General features: G+C 75.3%; 14 protein-coding genes. 8 read left to right on the forward strand and 6 right to left on the reverse strand.

The annotated features are described in order from the left end of the window. Positions 1 to 89: 89 nt before the first annotated feature. The 3 genes from E4U91_RS03305 (at position 90) to E4U91_RS03315 (ending at position 5,898) form a co-directional block, all read left to right on the forward strand. Positions 90 to 3,050 carry a helix-turn-helix transcriptional regulator gene (locus E4U91_RS03305; RefSeq protein ID WP_137305128.1) on the forward strand — a complete coding sequence of 987 codons (2,961 nt, stop codon included), beginning with the start codon at positions 90 to 92 and terminating at the stop codon, positions 3,048 to 3,050. A 104-nt stretch (positions 3,051 to 3,154) separates the two neighbouring features. Next, positions 3,155 to 4,114: a threonine/serine dehydratase family protein gene (locus E4U91_RS03310; RefSeq protein ID WP_137305129.1), complete on the forward strand. Its 960-nt coding sequence runs from the start codon at positions 3,155 to 3,157 to the stop codon at positions 4,112 to 4,114. A 152-nt stretch (positions 4,115 to 4,266) separates the two neighbouring features. After that, positions 4,267 to 5,898 carry a serine/threonine-protein kinase gene (locus E4U91_RS03315; RefSeq protein WP_137305130.1) on the forward strand — a complete coding sequence of 544 codons (1,632 nt, stop codon included), beginning with the start codon at positions 4,267 to 4,269 and terminating at the stop codon, positions 5,896 to 5,898. A 24-nt stretch (positions 5,899 to 5,922) separates the two neighbouring features. On the opposite strand, the gene E4U91_RS03320 is transcribed toward E4U91_RS03315, so the two are convergent. Next, entirely contained in the window at positions 5,923 to 7,356 is a 1,434-nt protein-coding gene (locus tag E4U91_RS03320; protein ID WP_137305131.1) for a serine hydrolase domain-containing protein, read from the reverse strand. A gap of 116 nt (positions 7,357 to 7,472) precedes the next feature. Here E4U91_RS03320 and E4U91_RS03325 point away from each other — a divergent pair, with 116 nt between their 5' ends. Continuing rightward, a complete protein-coding gene (locus E4U91_RS03325) occupies positions 7,473 to 8,444 on the forward strand; it encodes an LLM class F420-dependent oxidoreductase (protein ID WP_137305132.1) in 972 nt (323 codons plus the stop codon). A 121-nt stretch (positions 8,445 to 8,565) separates the two neighbouring features. Beyond that, complete coding sequence (locus E4U91_RS03330) at positions 8,566 to 9,195, forward strand: DUF2238 domain-containing protein (protein WP_137305133.1); 630 nt, start codon at positions 8,566 to 8,568, stop codon at positions 9,193 to 9,195. A 55-nt stretch (positions 9,196 to 9,250) separates the two neighbouring features. Here E4U91_RS03330 and E4U91_RS03335 read toward each other — a convergent pair whose 3' ends face one another. The 5 genes from E4U91_RS03335 to E4U91_RS03355 all read right to left on the reverse strand — a co-directional run bounded on the left by E4U91_RS03335 (position 9,251) and on the right by E4U91_RS03355 (position 14,328). Further along, positions 9,251 to 9,676: a DUF6328 family protein gene (locus E4U91_RS03335; RefSeq protein ID WP_137300126.1), complete on the reverse strand. Its 426-nt coding sequence runs from the start codon at positions 9,674 to 9,676 to the stop codon at positions 9,251 to 9,253. Between the two features lie 217 nt (positions 9,677 to 9,893). Further along, positions 9,894 to 10,877: an aldo/keto reductase gene (locus E4U91_RS03340; RefSeq protein ID WP_137305134.1), complete on the reverse strand. Its 984-nt coding sequence runs from the start codon at positions 10,875 to 10,877 to the stop codon at positions 9,894 to 9,896. Between the two features lie 12 nt (positions 10,878 to 10,889). Beyond that, entirely contained in the window at positions 10,890 to 11,576 is a 687-nt protein-coding gene (locus E4U91_RS03345; RefSeq protein WP_137305135.1) for a TetR/AcrR family transcriptional regulator, read from the reverse strand. Then, positions 11,573 to 13,057, reverse strand: coding sequence for an MFS transporter (locus E4U91_RS03350; protein WP_137305136.1), 1,485 nt, complete (start codon positions 13,055 to 13,057; stop codon positions 11,573 to 11,575). The genes E4U91_RS03345 and E4U91_RS03350 overlap by 4 nt, the downstream gene beginning before the upstream one ends. Positions 13,058 to 13,137: 80 nt before the next feature. Next, positions 13,138 to 14,328: an FAD-dependent monooxygenase gene (locus tag E4U91_RS03355; protein WP_174867746.1), complete on the reverse strand. Its 1,191-nt coding sequence runs from the start codon at positions 14,326 to 14,328 to the stop codon at positions 13,138 to 13,140. 323 nt (positions 14,329 to 14,651) lie between these two features. On the opposite strand from E4U91_RS03355, the gene melC1 reads away from it, so the two are divergent. The 3 genes from melC1 to E4U91_RS03370 all read left to right on the forward strand — a co-directional run bounded on the left by melC1 (position 14,652) and on the right by E4U91_RS03370 (position 16,556). Beyond that, positions 14,652 to 15,077: an apotyrosinase chaperone MelC1 gene (gene melC1 / locus E4U91_RS03360; RefSeq protein WP_137305138.1), complete on the forward strand. Its 426-nt coding sequence runs from the start codon at positions 14,652 to 14,654 to the stop codon at positions 15,075 to 15,077. Positions 15,078 to 15,198: 121 nt separating this feature from the next. Continuing rightward, positions 15,199 to 16,023, forward strand: a complete 825-nt coding sequence (gene melC2, locus E4U91_RS03365) for a tyrosinase MelC2 (RefSeq protein WP_137305139.1) — start codon at positions 15,199 to 15,201, stop codon at positions 16,021 to 16,023. 80 nt (positions 16,024 to 16,103) lie between these two features. After that, positions 16,104 to 16,556: an SRPBCC family protein gene (locus E4U91_RS03370; RefSeq protein WP_137305140.1), complete on the forward strand. Its 453-nt coding sequence runs from the start codon at positions 16,104 to 16,106 to the stop codon at positions 16,554 to 16,556. Positions 16,557 to 16,564: the final 8 nt, after the last annotated feature.

A 16,564-nucleotide genomic window follows, 5' to 3' on the forward strand; every position in this document is an offset into this window, starting at 1 on the left:
CCGCCTCCCGCACGGCCCCGCGCCCGCCGGAGGGGGACGGCGCCGGCTCGCCCCCGGGCACTGTCGGTGCCGCGTGCCAGGATGGGGACGTGGCGCAGACGTTCGGCACCCCGCTCATCGGCCGGGACGAGGAAGTGGCCCGGCTGTCCCGGGTGCTGGAGCGCGCGCGGGCCGGGGAGGCCCGGGCCGTCCTGGTCGCCGGGGACGCGGGCGTGGGCAAGACCCGGATGCTGACCGAGATCGCCGGCCGGGCGGCGCGCTCCGGGGTGACGGTGCTGACCGGGCACTGCGTCGACCTCGGCGACGTGGGCCTGCCGTACCTGCCGTTCACCGAGGTGCTGGGCGCGGTGGCCGCCGACGAGCGGCTGGCGCCGGTGCTCGCCGCGCACCCCGAGGCCGAGCGCATGCTCGGCGGCGCACCCGACGCCGTACGGGACGTGGGCGGGCGGCTGCGGCTGTTCGAGGGGACGGCCGCGCTGTTCGCCGACCTGTCGGACGCGGCGCCGGTCCTGCTGGTGCTGGAGGACCTGCACTGGGCGGACCAGTCCTCCCGGGACCTGCTGCGGTTCCTGCTCAGCCGGGGCGTGCTCCAGCCGGCCACGGGCGGCACGGCGGGCCACCGGCTGGCGGTGCTCGCCTCCTACCGCGCGGACGACCTGCACCGGCGCCACCCCCTGCGGCCGCTGCTGGCCGAGCTGGTGCGGCTGCCCGCCGTCGAGCGCCTGGAACTGCGGCCGCTGGCCGACGCCGAGGTGGCGCGGCTGGTGCGGTCGGTGGAGGACCGGCCGCTGCCGGACGCCACCGTGCGCCGGATCGTCGAGCGCGCCGAGGGCAACGCCTTCTACGCCGAGGAGCTGGTCGCGGCGACCGGCTCCGAGGGCGGCGGGGTGCCGAGCGGGCTCGCCGACGTGCTGCTCATCCGCGTGGAGCAACTCTCCGACACCGCCCAGCAGGTGCTGCGCACGGCGGCCGTGGCGGGCCGGCGGGTGGAGCACGACCTGCTGCGGGACGCGGTCGGACTGCCCGACGACGCGCTGGAGTCGGCGCTGCGCGAGGCCGTCGGCCACCAACTGCTGGTCGCCGGGGAGCGCGACACCTACAGCTTCCGGCACGCCCTCGCGCGCGAGGCGGTCTACGGCGACCTGCTGCCGGGCGAACGGGCGCGCCTGCACGGCGCGTTCGCGCGGCTGCTGGCCGGGCGGGGCCCCGCGGCGGACACCGCGGCCGAGCGCGCCCACCACTACCGCGAGAGCCACGACCCGGCCGCGGCGCTCGCCGCCTCCCTGGAGGCCGCGGGCCACGCCCAGCGGGTCGGCGCGCCCGCCGAGGAACTGCGGCACCTGGAGGCGGCGCTGGACCTGTGGGAGGCGGTGCCCGCGGCCGAGCGGCCGGCGGGCGACGTTGTCGACCGGGTCACGCTGATGCTGCGGGCCTCGGCCGCGGCCGCGCACGCCGGGGAGTCGCACCGCGCGGTGTCGCTGACCCGGGCCGCGCTGGCGGGCGTCGGGCAGGACGCCGACTCCGAACTCGCCGCCCGCGTGCGCTACACGCTCGCCGGGAACCTCATCGGCGTCGACAGCCTCAGGGCCGCCTACGCCTACAGCAGCGAGGCGCTGGAGATGATCCCCGCCGAGCCGCCGTCCCCGACGTGGGTGTGGGCGGCGGCCACGCACGTGCTGGCGGCGCGGCAGGTCGGCGACGACGACACCGCCCTGCGGGTCGGCCGGCGCGCGCTGGCCGTCGCCGAGCGGCTGAGGGTGACCGACGCGCAGGCCGACCTGCTGGTCTCGCTCGCCAACCTGGAGGGCGACGGCCGCCGTTCGCCCGAGGGCCGGGCCCGGCTGACCGAGGCCCGGGAGCTGGCCCGGCGCGCGGGCAACGCGCCCGTGGAGCTGCGTGCGCTGTACAACCTGGCCGTCGGCGCCTACGAGTCCGGGGAGCTGGAGGAGAGCCTGCCGTGGCTCGCCGAGGGGCTCGACCGGGCCCGCCGGGCGGGGCTGTCGTCGTCGCCGTACCCGATGGAGATGCGGTACCTGCACCTGGTGGTGCTGTACACACTGGGCCGCTGGGACGCGTGCGTCGAGGCGGCGGAGGCGGACGCGGCGGTGCTGCCCGCGTCGGGCGGATACACCGTGGCGCCGGCGCTGCACGTGGCGCTGGCGCGCGGGGAGCTGGACCGCGCCGCCGACCGGGCGCGCGCGCTGCTCGACGGGCCGTTCGACTGGATGGCCACGCTGGTCGCGGGCATCGCGCTGACCGACGCGGCCGCCCTGCGCGGGGACGCCGAGGCGGCGGTGGCCCAGGTGCGCACGACGGTGGACGCCCTGACCGACGTCTCGGGCACCGGCCCGGACGTGGCGGTGCGGCTGGCCGCGCTCGCCCTCGCCGCGGTCGCCGACGCCGCGGTGGAGGCGCGCCTCACCGGCGACGAGGACGCGGCGAGCCGGTGGGCGGGCACGGCGCGGGAGCTGGCCGACCTGGCCCGCGAGCGGGCGCTGCGCGGAGTGACGGGCCGGCCGCAGGGCCCGGAGGGCATGGCCTGGCTGGCCCGCGCCGAGGCGGAGGAGGCCCGTGCGGTGACCGGTCCCGACCCGGCGGTGTGGGAGAAGGCCGTCACCGCGTTCGCCTACGGCGACGCCTACGAGCGGGCGCGCTGCCGGCTGCGGTACGCGGAGGCGCTGCTGGTGGCCGAGCGGCGCGAGGAGGCGGCCGGGGAGGCCCGCGCCGTGCGGGAGACGGCCGTACGGCTGGGAGCGGGGCCCCTGCTGGATCGGGTGGACGCGCTGGTCCGCCGGGGACGGCTGGGCGAGGGCGCGGGCGCGCCCGCGCGGGCGTCGGTGCTCACGGCCCGGGAGGGCGACGTGCTGCGGCTGCTGGCGCTCGGGCGCAGCAACCGGCAGATCGGCGAGGAGCTGTTCATCAGCGGCAAGACGGCCAGCGTCCACGTCTCCAACATCCTGGCGAAGCTGGGCGCGGGCAGCCGCACCGAGGCGGTCGCGATCGCCTACCGGGAGGGGCTGATCACGCCCGGGGCGGTCGCGGCGGGCTGAGCGGGGGCGGGGCGGGTGCGGACCACGGTTGACCTGGGGCCCCGCCCGGGGTCAGGGTGCCCTCGGGCGCGGATCTCCGTTCCGCGCCGGAAGGGTGAACCGCCTTGATCGGCATCTCCGACATCGAAGCCGCCGCCGACCTGATCGCCGGACACGTGATCCGCACGCCCACCGTGCCGGGCCCCGGGCTCACGGCGCTGCTCGGCGCCCCCGTCACCGCGAAGCTCGAACTGCTCCAGCGCACCGGCTCGTTCAAGTCGCGCGGCGCGACGGCCAAGCTGCTCTCGCTGAGCGAGGCCGAGCGGGCCGCGGGCGTCGTCGCGGTCAGCGGCGGCAACCACGGGATCGCCGTGGCCCACATGGCCGGGGCGCTCCACGTGAAGGCCACGATCGTCATGCCGCGCTCGGCACCGGCCCGCGCCGTGCGGATCGCCGAGGCGGCGGGCGCGTCGGTTCGGCTCACCGACACCATGGACGGCGCCTTCCAGCTGGTGGGCCGGCTGCGCGACGAAGGGCTCACGCTGGTCCACCCGTTCGACGATCCGCTGGTCGTCGCGGGCCAGGGCACGGTGGGTCTGGAGTTCGCCGAGGACGCCGGTGACCTCACCGACGTGCTGGTCAGCATCGGGGGCGGCGGGCTGATCTCCGGCGTCGCCGCCGCGCTGCGCGCCCGGCGGCCCGGGGTGCGGATCTGGGGCGTGGAGACCGAGGGCGCCGAGGCGATGTCGCGGGCGCTGGCGGCGGGCGGCCCGGTGCCGGTCGCCCTCTCGTCGGTGGTGTCCACGCTCAGCGCCCCGGCGGTCTCCGAGCTGACCTACGCGCACGTCTCGGAGCTGGTCGACGAGGTGCTGGTGGTGTCCGACCGGGAGGCGGTGGCGGGCACGCTCGACTTCGCGGAGCACGCGAAGCTGTGGACCGAGCCGGCGGCGGGCTGTCTGCTGCCGGCCGCCCGCCGGGTCCTGGAGCGGGTCGGTGAGGGGGCTCGGCTCGGCCTCGTGGTGTGCGGCGGCAACGCCACGACCGGCGACGTCCTGGGGTGGGCGGAGCGCTTCGGGCTGCGCTGACCGAGCTGACGGGTTTCCGGGCTTCGGGGCCTCGGCGCTTCGGGGCTGACTGAACAAAAGACAGGAATCGCGCCGGATGTGTGGTTCCTTTGAACGCTCGCCGTCCCGGCCGTCGTACCACTGGGCAAGCAGAGTCCGGGGTTCAGCGAGGGATGACCATGGCCGAGGCGCACGGCTCCACGCACCAGGTGGTCGCCGGGAAGTACCGGCTCCTCGACGTCGTGCACCGGGAGACGCACCGCGTCAGCTGGTACGGCGAGGACACCGACGGCGGTGCGCGGGGCCGCCCCTGTCTGGTCACCCGGACCCGGCTGCCCCCGGAGACCGGCGAGGAGGACATGCGCCGGGCCGCCGAGCGGGTGGTGCGCATGTCCCGGACGATGGCCCGGCTGTGCCCCGGCCGGATCGCCGCCGTGCTGGACGCGGTCGTGGAGCGCACCGCGCTGTGGACCGTCACCGAGTGGATCGACGGCCGGCCGCTGGGCCAGCTGCTGGAGCAGGAGGGCGCCTTCCACCCGGTCCGGGCGGCGGCCGTCGGGCTGGAGGTCCTCGAGGTGCTGGAGGCCGCCCACGCGCAGGGCATCACCCACGGCGAGCTGAGCCCCGGCCAGGTGTTCGTGCGCGAGCAGGGGCCCGTGGTGCTGACCGGCTTCGGTCTCGCCGGGGCGGGCCTCGTGCCGCGCGTCGCCGCGCCGTCGTACGCCTCGCCCGAGCAGGCCCGTGACGAGCGGATCGGGCCCGCCGCCGACCTGTGGGCGCTGGGCGCGATGCTGTACGCGATGGTCGAGGGCCGGCCCCCGTACCGGGACCGCGACCGGCCCGGGGCGACGCTGCGGGGCGTCGACCGGCTGCCGTTGCGCACCCCGCTGCGCGCGGGGCCGCTCGGCCCGACGGTGCAGGGCCTGCTGCGCAAGGAATCCCGGGAACGGCCCAACCGGGCCGAGGTGCGCGCGGCGCTGGCCCGCGTCCTGGACGCCGACCCGCACGCGCTGTACGCGCGCGGGCTGCGGCGCGCGTACGGGGCCGCCCGCCGGGCGGGCCCGCGCCGTGGCGGCCGGGTCATGGCGGTGGGCACCGTACTGGCCGTCGTCACCGTGGCGGTGGCCGCGCTCGCCGTGACGCGGCAGCTGCCGGGCACCGACGACGGGGCGTCCGACGGCGGCCCGGGCCGGGCGTCGGCCTCGTCGCCCCCTGCCCCGTCGCCCTCCGCCCCGGACGCGTCCGCGTCGGCCCCGGCCACCCCACCAGCGCCGTCCACGCCGTCCTCAGGGCCGTCCGCGTCCACCGGCCCGGCCCCGGCACCCTCGGGCGGCGCCCTCCCGGCCGGCTTCACGCTGTACCGCGCCCCCGAGGGCTTCTCCGTCGCGCTGCCCGACGGCTGGCGGCGCCTGGACACCGCGCGCCAGGCCGGCCTCGCCTACCGGGTCACCTTCGGCGCGCGGGACGACCCGCGCACGCTCGCGGTCACCTACAGCGAGCGGGTCGGGCCTGACCCGGTCGCCGTGTGGCGCGAGGACGTCGAGCCCCTGCTCCGCCGGCTCGCCGGGTTCCGGCGCCTCGGGGAGATCCGGGCGACGACATACCAGGGGTACCGGGCCGCCGACATGGAGTGGCTGACGGACGTCGACGGCACCCGGGTGCGGACCCTCGGCCGGGGGTTCCTGCTCGGCGGGCACCGCGGCTTCTCGCTGCGCTGGACCACGCCCGCCGGGGACTGGGACCGGCCGGGGAACGAGCAGGCGCTGGCCACCGTGCTGCGGACGTTCCGGCCGGCCGGGACCTGACAGGCGCAGCCGCGGGCCCCGCCCTCAGCTCGGCGCGCGCATCCGGTGCAGGGCCGGGCCGTGCAGCGGGGTGGTGTCCCAGCGGGCGCTGAGCGTGCGGTCGGGCAGGGTGCAGGTCACGCGCAGCCGGTGCGGGGTCTCCAGGAACACGACGTCCACGGCGAGGCGGTCGCCGTCGCTCCAGCCGCCGCTGACCGCGAGGGGCAGCGGCCGCTCGGTCACGGACCAGCCGCCCGCACCGAGCCGCAGCTCCAGCGGCTGACCGGCCTCGGTGAGCGTCACCGTCCAGCCGTCCGGCCCCGGGGCGACCACGGCACCGGTCAGGCCGGGCACGTCGGCGCACCCGCCGTCGCCCGGCGTGAACGCGGCGCCCGACCAGGCGTCGGCCCGGTCCGGCGGTGCCGTCTTGCCGGACACCGGTGCCAGGGCGAGCCCGGTCAGGCGCTCGGCCAGGGCGGCCTCGGCGTCCTCGCGCCCGGTGACAGGGGCGGGCCGGAAGGCGGGCAGCAGGTGGTCCCAGACCAGGCGCAGCAGGCCCTGCGTGTCGGTGGCCGCCGCGGTCAGCGCGACCACGGCGTCGTGCTCGGGCAGCACCAGGGCGAACTGGCCGTAGGCGCCGTCGGCGCGGTATCCGTGCCGGGAGCGCCAGAACTGGAAGCCGTAGCCCAGGTCCCAGTCCTGCCGGTCGCCCTCGCCGTCGCCCATCGCCCCGGCCGTCGCGACGTGTTCCCGCGTCGCCTCGGCGACCCACCGCTCGGACAGCAGCCGGCGTCCCCGCCACTCCCCGCGGCCCAGGTACAGCAGGCCCAGCCGGGCGAGCGCGTCGGTCGGGGCGTGCAGACCGCTGAAGCCCAGCTCGCGGCCGGAGCGGTCGCGCAGCCAGGCGACGTCGCCGATGCCCAGCGGATCGAGCAGCCGGGGGCGCAGGTACGCGGTGAGGGGCTGGCCGGTGACGCGCTGGACGATCGCGGCGAGCGCGTACGTGGCGGGCTGATTGTAGGCGAACACCGTGCCGGGGTCCTGGTCGGGCGGCAGCAGCAGGAGGCCGCGCACGAGGTCCCCGGGGTCCAGGGCGCGGGCCCGGTCCAGGGTCTCGGCGGCGTGCCCGCTCGCCATCGCCGCCACGTGCCGGACGCGCAGCGCGCGGCTGCGCGGGTCGGTGATCTCGGCGTCCAGCTCCGGGAAGTACGACAGGACCGGGTCGTCGAGGCGGACGAGTCCCTCGTCGACGGCGAGACCGGCGGCCGTGGCGGTGAAGCTCTTGCTGACCGAGTACAGCAGCCGGCGGCGCTCCGGCGTGTACGGGGCCCACCAGCCGGCGGCGACGAGGTGCCCGTGGCGCAGGACCATCAGGCTGTGCGGCTCGATGCCGGGGGCCGTCTCGACGGCGTCGAGGAAGGCGAGGACACCGGAGGCGTCGACGCCCTGGGCGCCGGGGGTGCTCTGGGGCAGTGTCATGCCCACATCCTCACGTGGACGGCGGGGCGGTTTCGACGGGGGTGCCGTGTGAGATACGACGGATCCGCGCCGGGCCGGGCCGTTTTCCCCGGCCCCGGTCCGGGGACCCGGAGCCCATGGTGCGAATCGGATACACGATGATGACCGAGCAGGCGGGCCCCCGTGAGCTCGTCGGGCACGTGGTGCGGGCCGAGGAAGTCGGGTACGACTTCTCGGTGACCTCGGACCACTACTTCCCGTGGCTGCGCGCGCAGGGCCACGCGCCGTACGCCTGGAGCGTCCTGGGGGCCGCCGCGCAGGCGACCACACGCATCCCGCTGATGACCTATGTGACGTGCCCGAGCGTCCGCTACCACCCGGCCGTGGTCGCGCAGAAGGCGGCGACCATGCAGCTGCTGTCCGGCGGCCGGTTCCGGCTCGGCCTGGGCTCCGGGGAGAACCTCAACGAGCACGTGGTGGGCGGCGGCTGGCCGCCCGTGGACGTGCGGCACGAGATGCTCGAGGAGGCCGTGGAGATCATCCAGGCGCTGTTCAAGGGCGGCCACGTCACGCGGCACGGCGCCCACTTCGACGTCGATTCGGCCCGGCTGTGGGACCTGCCGGACGAGCCGCCGCCCATCGGGATCGCGGTCTCCGGCGAGCAGTCCTGCCGGCTGGCCGGGCGCTTCGCGGACCTGGTCATCGCCACCGAGCCGAAGTCCGGCCTGCTGGAGGCGTTCGACCGGCACGGCGGCGCGGGCAAGCCCCGGGTGGGCCAGCTGCCGGTCTGCTACGACACCGACCGGGACACGGCCGTGAAGCGGGCGCACGCGCAGTTCCGCTGGTTCGGCAGCGGCTGGAAGGTGAACGCCGAACTGCCGCACCCGGACTCGTTCGAGGCGGCCACGCAGTTCGTGAGGCCCGACGACGTGGCCGCGTCCATCCCGTGCGGCGACGACCCGGAGGCGTTCGTGGAGGCCGTACGGCCCTACGTGGAGGCGGGCTTCGACGAGGTCGCCCTGGTGCAGATCGGCGGGGACGCGCAGGAGCCGTTCCTGGACTGGTCGGAGAAGACCCTGCTGCCCGCCCTGCGCGAGGCGTTCGCCTGAGGGTCGGCCGGGCACGGCGAGTGCGGCGGCGGGAGGCGGCTGAGTAGCCGTACTCATGCCGCCGCCGCGGCGCCGCCGCCACGATGAGGGCTCCGAAGCAATGGCCGACAAGGAGCCCTCGATGTCCCTCGTGCTCGCCGCCCCGCGCCGCGTCCTGCCCGCCCTCTCGGCGGCCGTGGTCGTCACCGGACTGGCCCTGTCCGCCTGGCACGCGTACGACCCCACCACCTGGCTGCTGGAGACGGTGTGGGCGCTGGTCGGGCTGCCGCTGGTGGTGCTGACCTGGCGGCGGTTCCCGCTCACCGGGCTGCTGTGCGGGCTGCTCGCGGTCCACGCGCTGGTGCTGGCCCTGGGCGGGCACTACACCTACGCGCGCGTGCCGCTGGGCGACTGGGCGCGCGACGCCTTCGGCCTGGACCGCAACCCGTACGACCGCTTCGGGCACCTGATGCAGGGGTTCGTGCCCGCGATCCTGGTGCGGGAGCTGCTCAGCCGTACCTCCCCGCTGCGCGGCAGCCGCTGGCTGGCGCCGCTGACGGTGTGCGCGTGCCTGGCCTTCAGCGCCCTGTTCGAGATGTTCGAGTGGGCGGCCGCCGTGATCGGCGGCCAGGCGGCCGACGCCTTCCTCGCCACCCAGGGCGATGTGTGGGACACCCAGTGGGACATGTTCTGCGCGCTGATCGGCGCCACCGTCTCGGTGCTGGTCCTCGGGCGGCTGCACGACCGGCAGCTCGCCGCGCTGGACCGCTGACCCCGCTGGACCGCTCACTGCGGCGGGCGGCACCGGGCGCGGCGGCGCCGACGCGTCATTGCGAGGTGTAGCGGCGCCGGGTCCACAGCGGCAGGATGAACCAGCACAGGCCGTACCACGCGACCACGGCGGCCACCAGGTACGGCACGAAGGCGTCGTGCGTGGCGACGCGCAGGATGAGCAGCAGCGAGGCGGTCATGGTGGCCAGCAGCAGGACCAGGCCGACCACGGTCAGCCGGGACGCCCACTGAACCGCCTGCGGCTTGACCCGCCGGCCGGAGACCAGGCGGTGCAGGGACACCGGGCCGATGAGGGCGCCGGTCGCACAGGCGCCGAGGACCACGGTGACGATGTAGATGACCTGGTCCACGTCCTCCAGGCGGGCGTAGCGCGGGGTGAACACGACGGTCAGCAGGAAGCCGAAGAGGATCTGCACACCGGTCTGGGCGACGCGGATCTCCTGGATGAGCTCGCCCCACATCCGGTCGGCGCGCTCCTCCTCGGTCTCGTTGCGCCCTCTTCTTCGTTCGGCGTCGTTGCCTATGACCGTCACGGTCCGTCCTCCCCGGGTTCAGAGCCTGTTCGTCTGCTCTACCGCCTACCCCGTGGACGGCGATCTTCTCGTCGGTCGGCCGACCGACCCGTGGGAGGTCTCCCCGGGGGCCGGCGGCCGTGCTCTCGGCGTGCTGCGACGACGGCTACCAGCGGCCCTCGACCTGGTCCTTGATGCGGCGCTCGTACAGGTCCCGCACGGCGGCGAGCGTCTGTCCGGACAGCTCGGGCAGCCGGGCGGCGGCCGCGTTGGCGCGGGCCTGCTCGGGCGAGCGGGCGCCGGGGATCACGGTGGTGACCCCGGGCTGGTCGATGATCCACCGCAGGGCGAGCTGGGCCGGGGTGTACCCCTCGGGGGCGAGGGAGGAGAACTCGACGGCGGCCTCGACGCCGGTCTCGTAGTCGACGCCGGAGAAGGTCTCCCCCTGGTCGAAGGACTCGCCGTGCCGGTTGTAGGTGCGGTGGTCGTTCTCCGGGAAGACGGTGTCCTTGGTGTACTTGCCGGACAGCAGCCCGGAGGCCAGCGGCACGCGCGCGATGATGCCGACGCCGGCCGCGCGGGCCGCGGGGAGCACCTCGTACAGGGGCTTCATGCGGAACGGGTTGAGGATGATCTGCACGCTGGCGACGCCGGGCCGGGCGATCGCGGTGAGCGCCTCGGCGGCGGTCTCGACGCTGACGCCGTAGTGGGCGATGCGCTCCTCCTCGACGAGGGTGTCGAGGGCGTCGAAGACCTCGTCTGAGGAGTACACGGGGGTGGGCGGGCAGTGCAGCTGGACCAGGTCGATGCGGTCGACCCCGAGGTTGCGGCGGGAACGGTCGTTCCAGGCGCGGAAGTTGTCCAGGACGTAGTTCTCGGGGAGCTGCTCGACGCGGCGGCCCATCTTGGTGGCCACCATCACGTGCAGGTCGGGGCGGCCGCTGAGGAACGCGGCGATGGTCTGCTCGCTGCGCCCGTCGCCGTAGACGTCGGCGGTGTCGAAGAAGGTCACCCCCGACTCGGCCGCCGCCTCCAGGACGGACAGGGCCTCCTTGTCGTCGACGTCGCCCCAGTCGGCGCCGAGCTGCCAGGTGCCGAGGCCGACGACGGATGCATGCTGACCGGACCTGCCGAATGCGCGCTCTTCCATGGCGCCAGTCTGTCACCCGGGGGGTGGCAGCGCGGCACCGGCCGGTCCGCCCGGTGTCCCGCCCGTGAGGTGGGCCTGCACCGTCGGGCCGTAGCGGTCGACGACCGACTCGACCGGCAGGGCGCGCAGCTCGTCGCCGCGGGCGAGGCCGTACATCACGCCGAGACCGAGGACGGCGGCCACGGCGAGTTCGGCGCGTACGGCCGCATCGGCGCCGTCGAGCCGGGCGGTCAGCCGCTCGGTGACCTGGGTGCGGAAGTTGGCGCGCAGGATGTCGCCCTGTTCGCCGTGCAGCGGGGCGAAGGCGATGCGCAGCAGCGGGTCGGCGCCGCGCTCGCGCTGGCTCGACACGACGTGCCGCACCATGTGCCGGCCGAGCTCCGCCACGGGTGCGTCCAGCAGCGCGTCGGCGTCGGCCTCGAAGGACATCACCCGGGCGAACAGGGCGTCCTTGTTGCCGAAGTACTTGAGGATCAGCGGCGGGCTCACCCCGGCCCGCTCGGCGACCGCCTTGAGGGTGATGTCGGCGTGCGCGTGCCGGGCGAGGAGGTACCGGACGGCGCGCAGGATGGCCGCCTTGGTCGCCTCGGCGTCGCGGCGGGCGGAGGCGGGAGCAGGGGCGGCCGCGGGGGCCGGGGCGTCGGATGCGGCGGGGCCGCCCGCTCGCGCCGTGGGGGGTGGAGTGCTCACGGCACTCATGCTCCCTCCATCGCGTCCTGCGCGACGGCCGGGGTGGCGCTCCGCTTCCCGCGGGGCTCGCCGGGCCGCGCGTCCCCGGGGATGGTCAGCGCCACCGCGCAGGCGACGAGGGCGACCGCGCCCGCGACGCCGAAGGCGAGCAGGTAGCCGTGCAGGGTCGGCACCGGCAGGCCGCGGACGGGGCTGGTGTGGTGGACGAGCACCGCCGCGACGACGGCGCTGGAAGCGGCCTGGCCGATGGTGCGCATCAGCACGTTGACGCCGTTGGCGGAGGCCGTCTGGCCGGCCGGGACGGCCTTGAGGATCAGGGACGGCAGGGCCGAGTAGGCCAGCGAGGTGCCCGTCGCGACGACGGTCGCCCCGGCGATGACCATCACCAGGTCGCGGCTGTCGGCGATGCGCACCGCGTACCCGGCGGCGATGACGGCCGCGCCGAGCGCGAGGGTGACGCGGGGGCCGCGCGCCGCGGAGATGCGGGCGGACAGCGGGGCGAGCAGCAGCATGCACAGGCCGCTGGGCAGCAGGCACAGTCCGGTCTCCACGATGGACAGGCCGAGGCCGTACCCGCTGGCCTTCGGCGCCTGCACCAGCTGGGCCGTCGCCAGGGTGTTGGCGTAGAAGGCGAAGCCGGTGAACAGGGCGGCCAGGTGGGACAGGCCGACGCGCGGCCGGGACACCAGCCGCAGGTCCACCAGCGGCTGGGCGGCGCGCAGTTGCTGCCCCGCCCACGTGGCGAGCACGACGACGGCCGCGAGGACGAGACCGAGGATCCGGGCGCTGGTCCAGCCCCACTGGCCGCCCTGGGACACGGCGAGGAGCAGGCAGATCAGTCCGGCGGCCAGGCCGAGCGCGCCGGTGACGTCGAAGCGGCCGGGCTCGCGCACGGGTGACTCAGGCACCGCCCAGCGGATGAGGGCGACGCCGGAGGCGCCCAGCGCGGCGGTCAGCCAGAACATCACGTGCCAGTTGCTGTACTGCACCACGACGGCCGCCGCGGGCAGCCCGAGCGCGGCACCGATGCCGACGGTGGAACTCATCATGGCGACGGCCGAGCCCCGGCGCTCGGGGGGCAGTTCGTCGCGCAGGATGCTGATGGACAGCGGGACCACGGAGGCGGCCGCGCCCTGCAGCGTGCGGGCGGCGATCAGCACGCCGATGTCCGAGGTGAGCGCGCAGGTGACCGAGCCGGCGGTCATCAGGGCGAAGGAGGCGAGCAGCACGCGCCGCTTGCCGTACATGTCGCCGGCGCGCCCGAGGACCGGGGTGAGGACGGCGGCCGACAGCAGCTGGGCGGTGACCATCCAGGAGACCGTCGCGGCCGTCGAACCGGTCAGCCTCGGCAGGTCCGGCAGCAGGGGCACGACGACCGTCTGCATGACGGCCATGAGGGTGCCGCAGTAGGCCAGGACCGGGACGGTGAGCCGGCCCCGCAGCCCGCCGGTGCGGGCGGGCGGGGCGGATATCGGGGCGGGCGACGCCATGCGCACTCCAGCGGCCGGGGCGGGGAAAACCAGGTGAATGGCGATTCACCGAGGTTTTCACCTTATCGGTGAATCGCCATTCACCCAAGTGGGGTGCGGGCCAGCCGGGGACCCAGCCAGCGCTTCAGGCGGCGCAGCGACTCCAGTTGCCCGGCGGCCCGGTCGAGGCGGTAGTACAGCTGGGGCGGGACGTGGGGCAGCAGCGGCGAGTGGCGCTGGCCGAGCAGGGCGAACATCCGCTCCGGCGGGAGGTCGATGTAGCGGGCCAGGTTCTCGTACCACTGGGCGCTGTGGCGGGCCGCGCTCTGGGCGGGCAGCAGGGCGGCCTTGCGGACGCGTTCGTAGGCGGCGAGCGCCTGGGGCAGTTCGGGGTGGGTGCGCACCGCGTCGGCCAACGCCATGGCGTCCTCCAGGGCGAGCGTGGTGCCGGCGCCGATGGAGTAGTGGGTGGTGTGGGCGGCGTCGCCGAGCAGGACCAGGTTGCCGTGGTGCCAGGTGCGGTTGGTCAGGGTGCGGAAGGTCAGCCACTGGGCGGCGCCCCCGCCCGAGGAGCGGCCGACGAGGGGCCGGCCGTCGAGGACGTGCGCGAACAGTTTCTCCAGGGTGGCGAGCCCCTCCGCCTCGTCGGCCCGGTCGAGGCCGAGGCCGGTCCAGGTCTCGGGGGCGCACTCGATCACGCAGGTGCTCCGCTCGGGGCTGAAGCCGTAGCCGTAGCACCAGATCCAGCCGTGCCCGGTCTCCACGAAGGCGAAGGTGAAGGAGTCGAACACATGGGAGGTGCCGAGCCAGAGGTAGCGGTTGCGGCCCGGGGTGAGGCGGGCGCCGAAGTGGTCGGCGTGCGCGGTGCGCAGGGCGCTGTGGACGCCGTCCGCGGCGACGACCAGGTCGGCGTCGGGGACCGCGTCGGGGGTGATCCCGTCCTCGTACCGCAGGTGCACGCCGAGGGAGCGGGCGCGGGCGGCGAGGATCTCCAGCAGGCGGTGGCGGCCGATGCCGTGCCCGGTGTCGCCGGGCTGCCGGGTGGCCAGGTCGCGCACGTGGGCGACGCCCTCGTTCCAGCGCACGGAGCTCTCGGCGACGGCGCGCGCGGACTCGGGGTCGTGGGCGTGGAGCTTGTCGAGCAGCTCGCGCCAGTAGGTGACGCCCCAGCCGTACGTCGAGCCCTCCGGGTCGCGTTCGTGGACGGTGATCTCGTGGGCCGGGTCCTGCAGCTTGAGCAGGATCGAGAGATACAGGCCGGCGGGCCCGCCGCCGACACAGGCGACCTTCACACGCACCCCTTGCGTCACTTGACGTGGTCGATTGACGACGCAGGGTAGCAGGCAGATCGCGTCACTTTCCCCGCGTGACCCACGCCACCGGCGGTCCGGGGGCGGACGAAAGATCATCCGGGACAGCGCTTGCGCCGGAAGGAATTGCCCGCTCCGCCCCCCGGCGACCCCGCGCACGCCAAGATCATCTTGGTTCAAGGTTGCACTGGTTGTGGGTGATTGTCCTGATCACAGCCAACCGGTTCCGGGAGATTTCTCCCGCCCTACGCCCGGCCGGTAGGCAGACGGGGTCGCTGTTCCCACCGCACCCCAGGAGGTCCCGCATGTCCGGACTCACCCGCCGCCGCGCGCTCGGCGCCGCGGCCGCGCTCACCTCGGCCGCGGCCGTCACCGCCGCCGTCACCACCACGGCCTCGGCCGACGGGCAGGGCCACGACCACGGCCACGAGGCGCCCACCGGTCCGGCGGCCGGCCACGACCACGGCGCGCCCGCACCGTTCGACGAGGTCTACCGGGGGCGCCGCATACAGGGCCGGCCGGTCGCTGCGGGCGAGCACCACGGCGCTCACCACGGCGCCGGGTACGCCGTGTTCGTCGACGGCGCCGAGCTGCACGTGATGCGCAATGCCGACGGGAGCTGGATCAGCGTGGTCAGCCACTACGACCCGGTGCCCACGCCGCGCGCCGCCGCCCGGGCCGCGGTCGACGAGCTCCAGGGCGCCCGGCTGCTGCCGTTCCCCGCCAACTGACCGCCGTACCCGCCGAAGTGGCCCCGCACGCGCCGTACGGGCCCCGCGCCGCACCGGCCCCGCACCAGCCGCACGACCCGTTCACCCCGTTCGCCCCCTCCGCACCTCGGGAGCACCGCACATGACCGTCCGCAAGAACCAGGCGACCCTGACCGCCGACGAGAAGCGCCGCTTCGTCGCGGCCGTCCTGGAGCTCAAGCGCAGCGGCCGTTACGACGCCTTCGTCACGACGCACAACGCCTTCATCATGGGCGACACCGACAACGGCGAGCGCACGGGCCACCGTTCGCCGTCGTTCCTGCCCTGGCACCGCAGATTCCTGCTGGAGTTCGAGCGGGCGCTGCAGTCCGTCGACGCCTCCGTGGCGCTGCCCTACTGGGACTGGACCGCCGACCGCTCCACGCGGTCCTCGCTGTGGGCGCCGGACTTCCTCGGCGGCACCGGACGCAGTCTCGACGGACGGGTGATGGACGGCCCGTTCGCCGCCGCCGCCGGCAACTGGCCCGTGTCCGTGCGCGTGGACGGCCGCACCTACCTGCGCCGGGCGCTCGGCGCCGGGGTGCGGGAGCTGCCGACCGGGTCCGAGGTGGAGTCGGTGCTGGCGATGGCGACGTACGACAGCGCGCCGTGGAACAGCGCCTCGGACGGCTTCCGCAACCACCTGGAGGGCTGGCGGGGCGTCAACCTGCACAACCGGGTGCACGTCTGGGTGGGCGGCCAGATGGCCACCGGGGTCTCCCCCAACGACCCGGTGTTCTGGCTCCACCACGCCTACGTCGACAAGCTCTGGGCCCGGTGGCAGCGCCGGCACCCCGGCGTCGGGTACGCCCCGACCGCCGGGACGCCGCAGGTCGTCGACCTGCACGAGACGATGAAGCCGTGGAACGACACGACCCCCGCCGACCTGCTCGACCACACCCCGCACTACACCTTCGACACCGACTGACGGGCGGTGACGGGGGGTTGGGCCGCGGCACGTCGGGTACCCGCCCGGGACCACACACGAGACGAAGGAGGGGACGACCCATGTCACAGGTCGAGGAATCCATCGAGGTCGACGTGCCGGTGCACACCGCGTACAACCAGTGGACGCAGTTCGAGACGTTCCCCGAGTTCATGGGCGGCGTGGAGCGCATCGAGCAGCGCACCGACACCCTGACGCACTGGGTGACCAGTGTGAACGGGGTGCACCGCGAGTTCGACGCCGAGATCACCGAGCAGATCCCGGACGAGCGGGTCGCCTGGACCACGGTCTCCGGCGACGCCCGTCAGGCCGGCGTCGTGACGTTCCACCGGCTCGACGACGCCCACACCAAGGTGATGCTGCAGATGCAGTTCGAGCCGGAGGGCGTCACCGAGTCCGTCGGCGACAAGCTGGGTTTCGTGAAGCGGCAGACCAAGGGTGACCTGGAGCGCTTCAAGAAGTTCATCGAGTCCCGCGGCAGCGAGACCGGCGGCTGGCGCGGCGCCGTGATCTGACCGGCGCC

This window comes from Streptomyces lasalocidi (genome assembly GCF_005280215.1).
In the GTDB taxonomy this organism is placed as follows: Bacteria; Actinomycetota; Actinomycetes; order Streptomycetales; family Streptomycetaceae; genus Streptomyces; species Streptomyces longwoodensis.

What these genes read in the sequence shown, in the direction of transcription:
- E4U91_RS03315 (WP_137305130.1), top strand. Translation starts at nt 4,267, where the DNA reads ATGACCATGGCCGAGGCGCACGGCTCCACGCACCAGGTGGTCGCCGGG.
- E4U91_RS03320 (WP_137305131.1), bottom strand. Translation starts at nt 7,356, where the DNA reads ATGACACTGCCCCAGAGCACCCCCGGCGCCCAGGGCGTCGACGCCTCC.
- E4U91_RS03325 (WP_137305132.1), top strand. Translation starts at nt 7,473, where the DNA reads ATGGTGCGAATCGGATACACGATGATGACCGAGCAGGCGGGCCCCCGT.
- E4U91_RS03330 (WP_137305133.1), top strand. Translation starts at nt 8,566, where the DNA reads ATGTCCCTCGTGCTCGCCGCCCCGCGCCGCGTCCTGCCCGCCCTCTCG.
- E4U91_RS03335 (WP_137300126.1), bottom strand. Translation starts at nt 9,676, where the DNA reads ATGTGGGGCGAGCTCATCCAGGAGATCCGCGTCGCCCAGACCGGTGTG.
- E4U91_RS03340 (WP_137305134.1), bottom strand. Translation starts at nt 10,877, where the DNA reads ATGGAAGAGCGCGCATTCGGCAGGTCCGGTCAGCATGCATCCGTCGTC.
- E4U91_RS03345 (WP_137305135.1), bottom strand. Translation starts at nt 11,576, where the DNA reads ATGAGTGCCGTGAGCACTCCACCCCCCACGGCGCGAGCGGGCGGCCCC.
- E4U91_RS03350 (WP_137305136.1), bottom strand. Translation starts at nt 13,057, where the DNA reads ATGGCGTCGCCCGCCCCGATATCCGCCCCGCCCGCCCGCACCGGCGGG.
- melC1 (WP_137305138.1), top strand. Translation starts at nt 14,652, where the DNA reads ATGTCCGGACTCACCCGCCGCCGCGCGCTCGGCGCCGCGGCCGCGCTC.
- melC2 (WP_137305139.1), top strand. Translation starts at nt 15,199, where the DNA reads ATGACCGTCCGCAAGAACCAGGCGACCCTGACCGCCGACGAGAAGCGC.
- E4U91_RS03370 (WP_137305140.1), top strand. Translation starts at nt 16,104, where the DNA reads ATGTCACAGGTCGAGGAATCCATCGAGGTCGACGTGCCGGTGCACACC.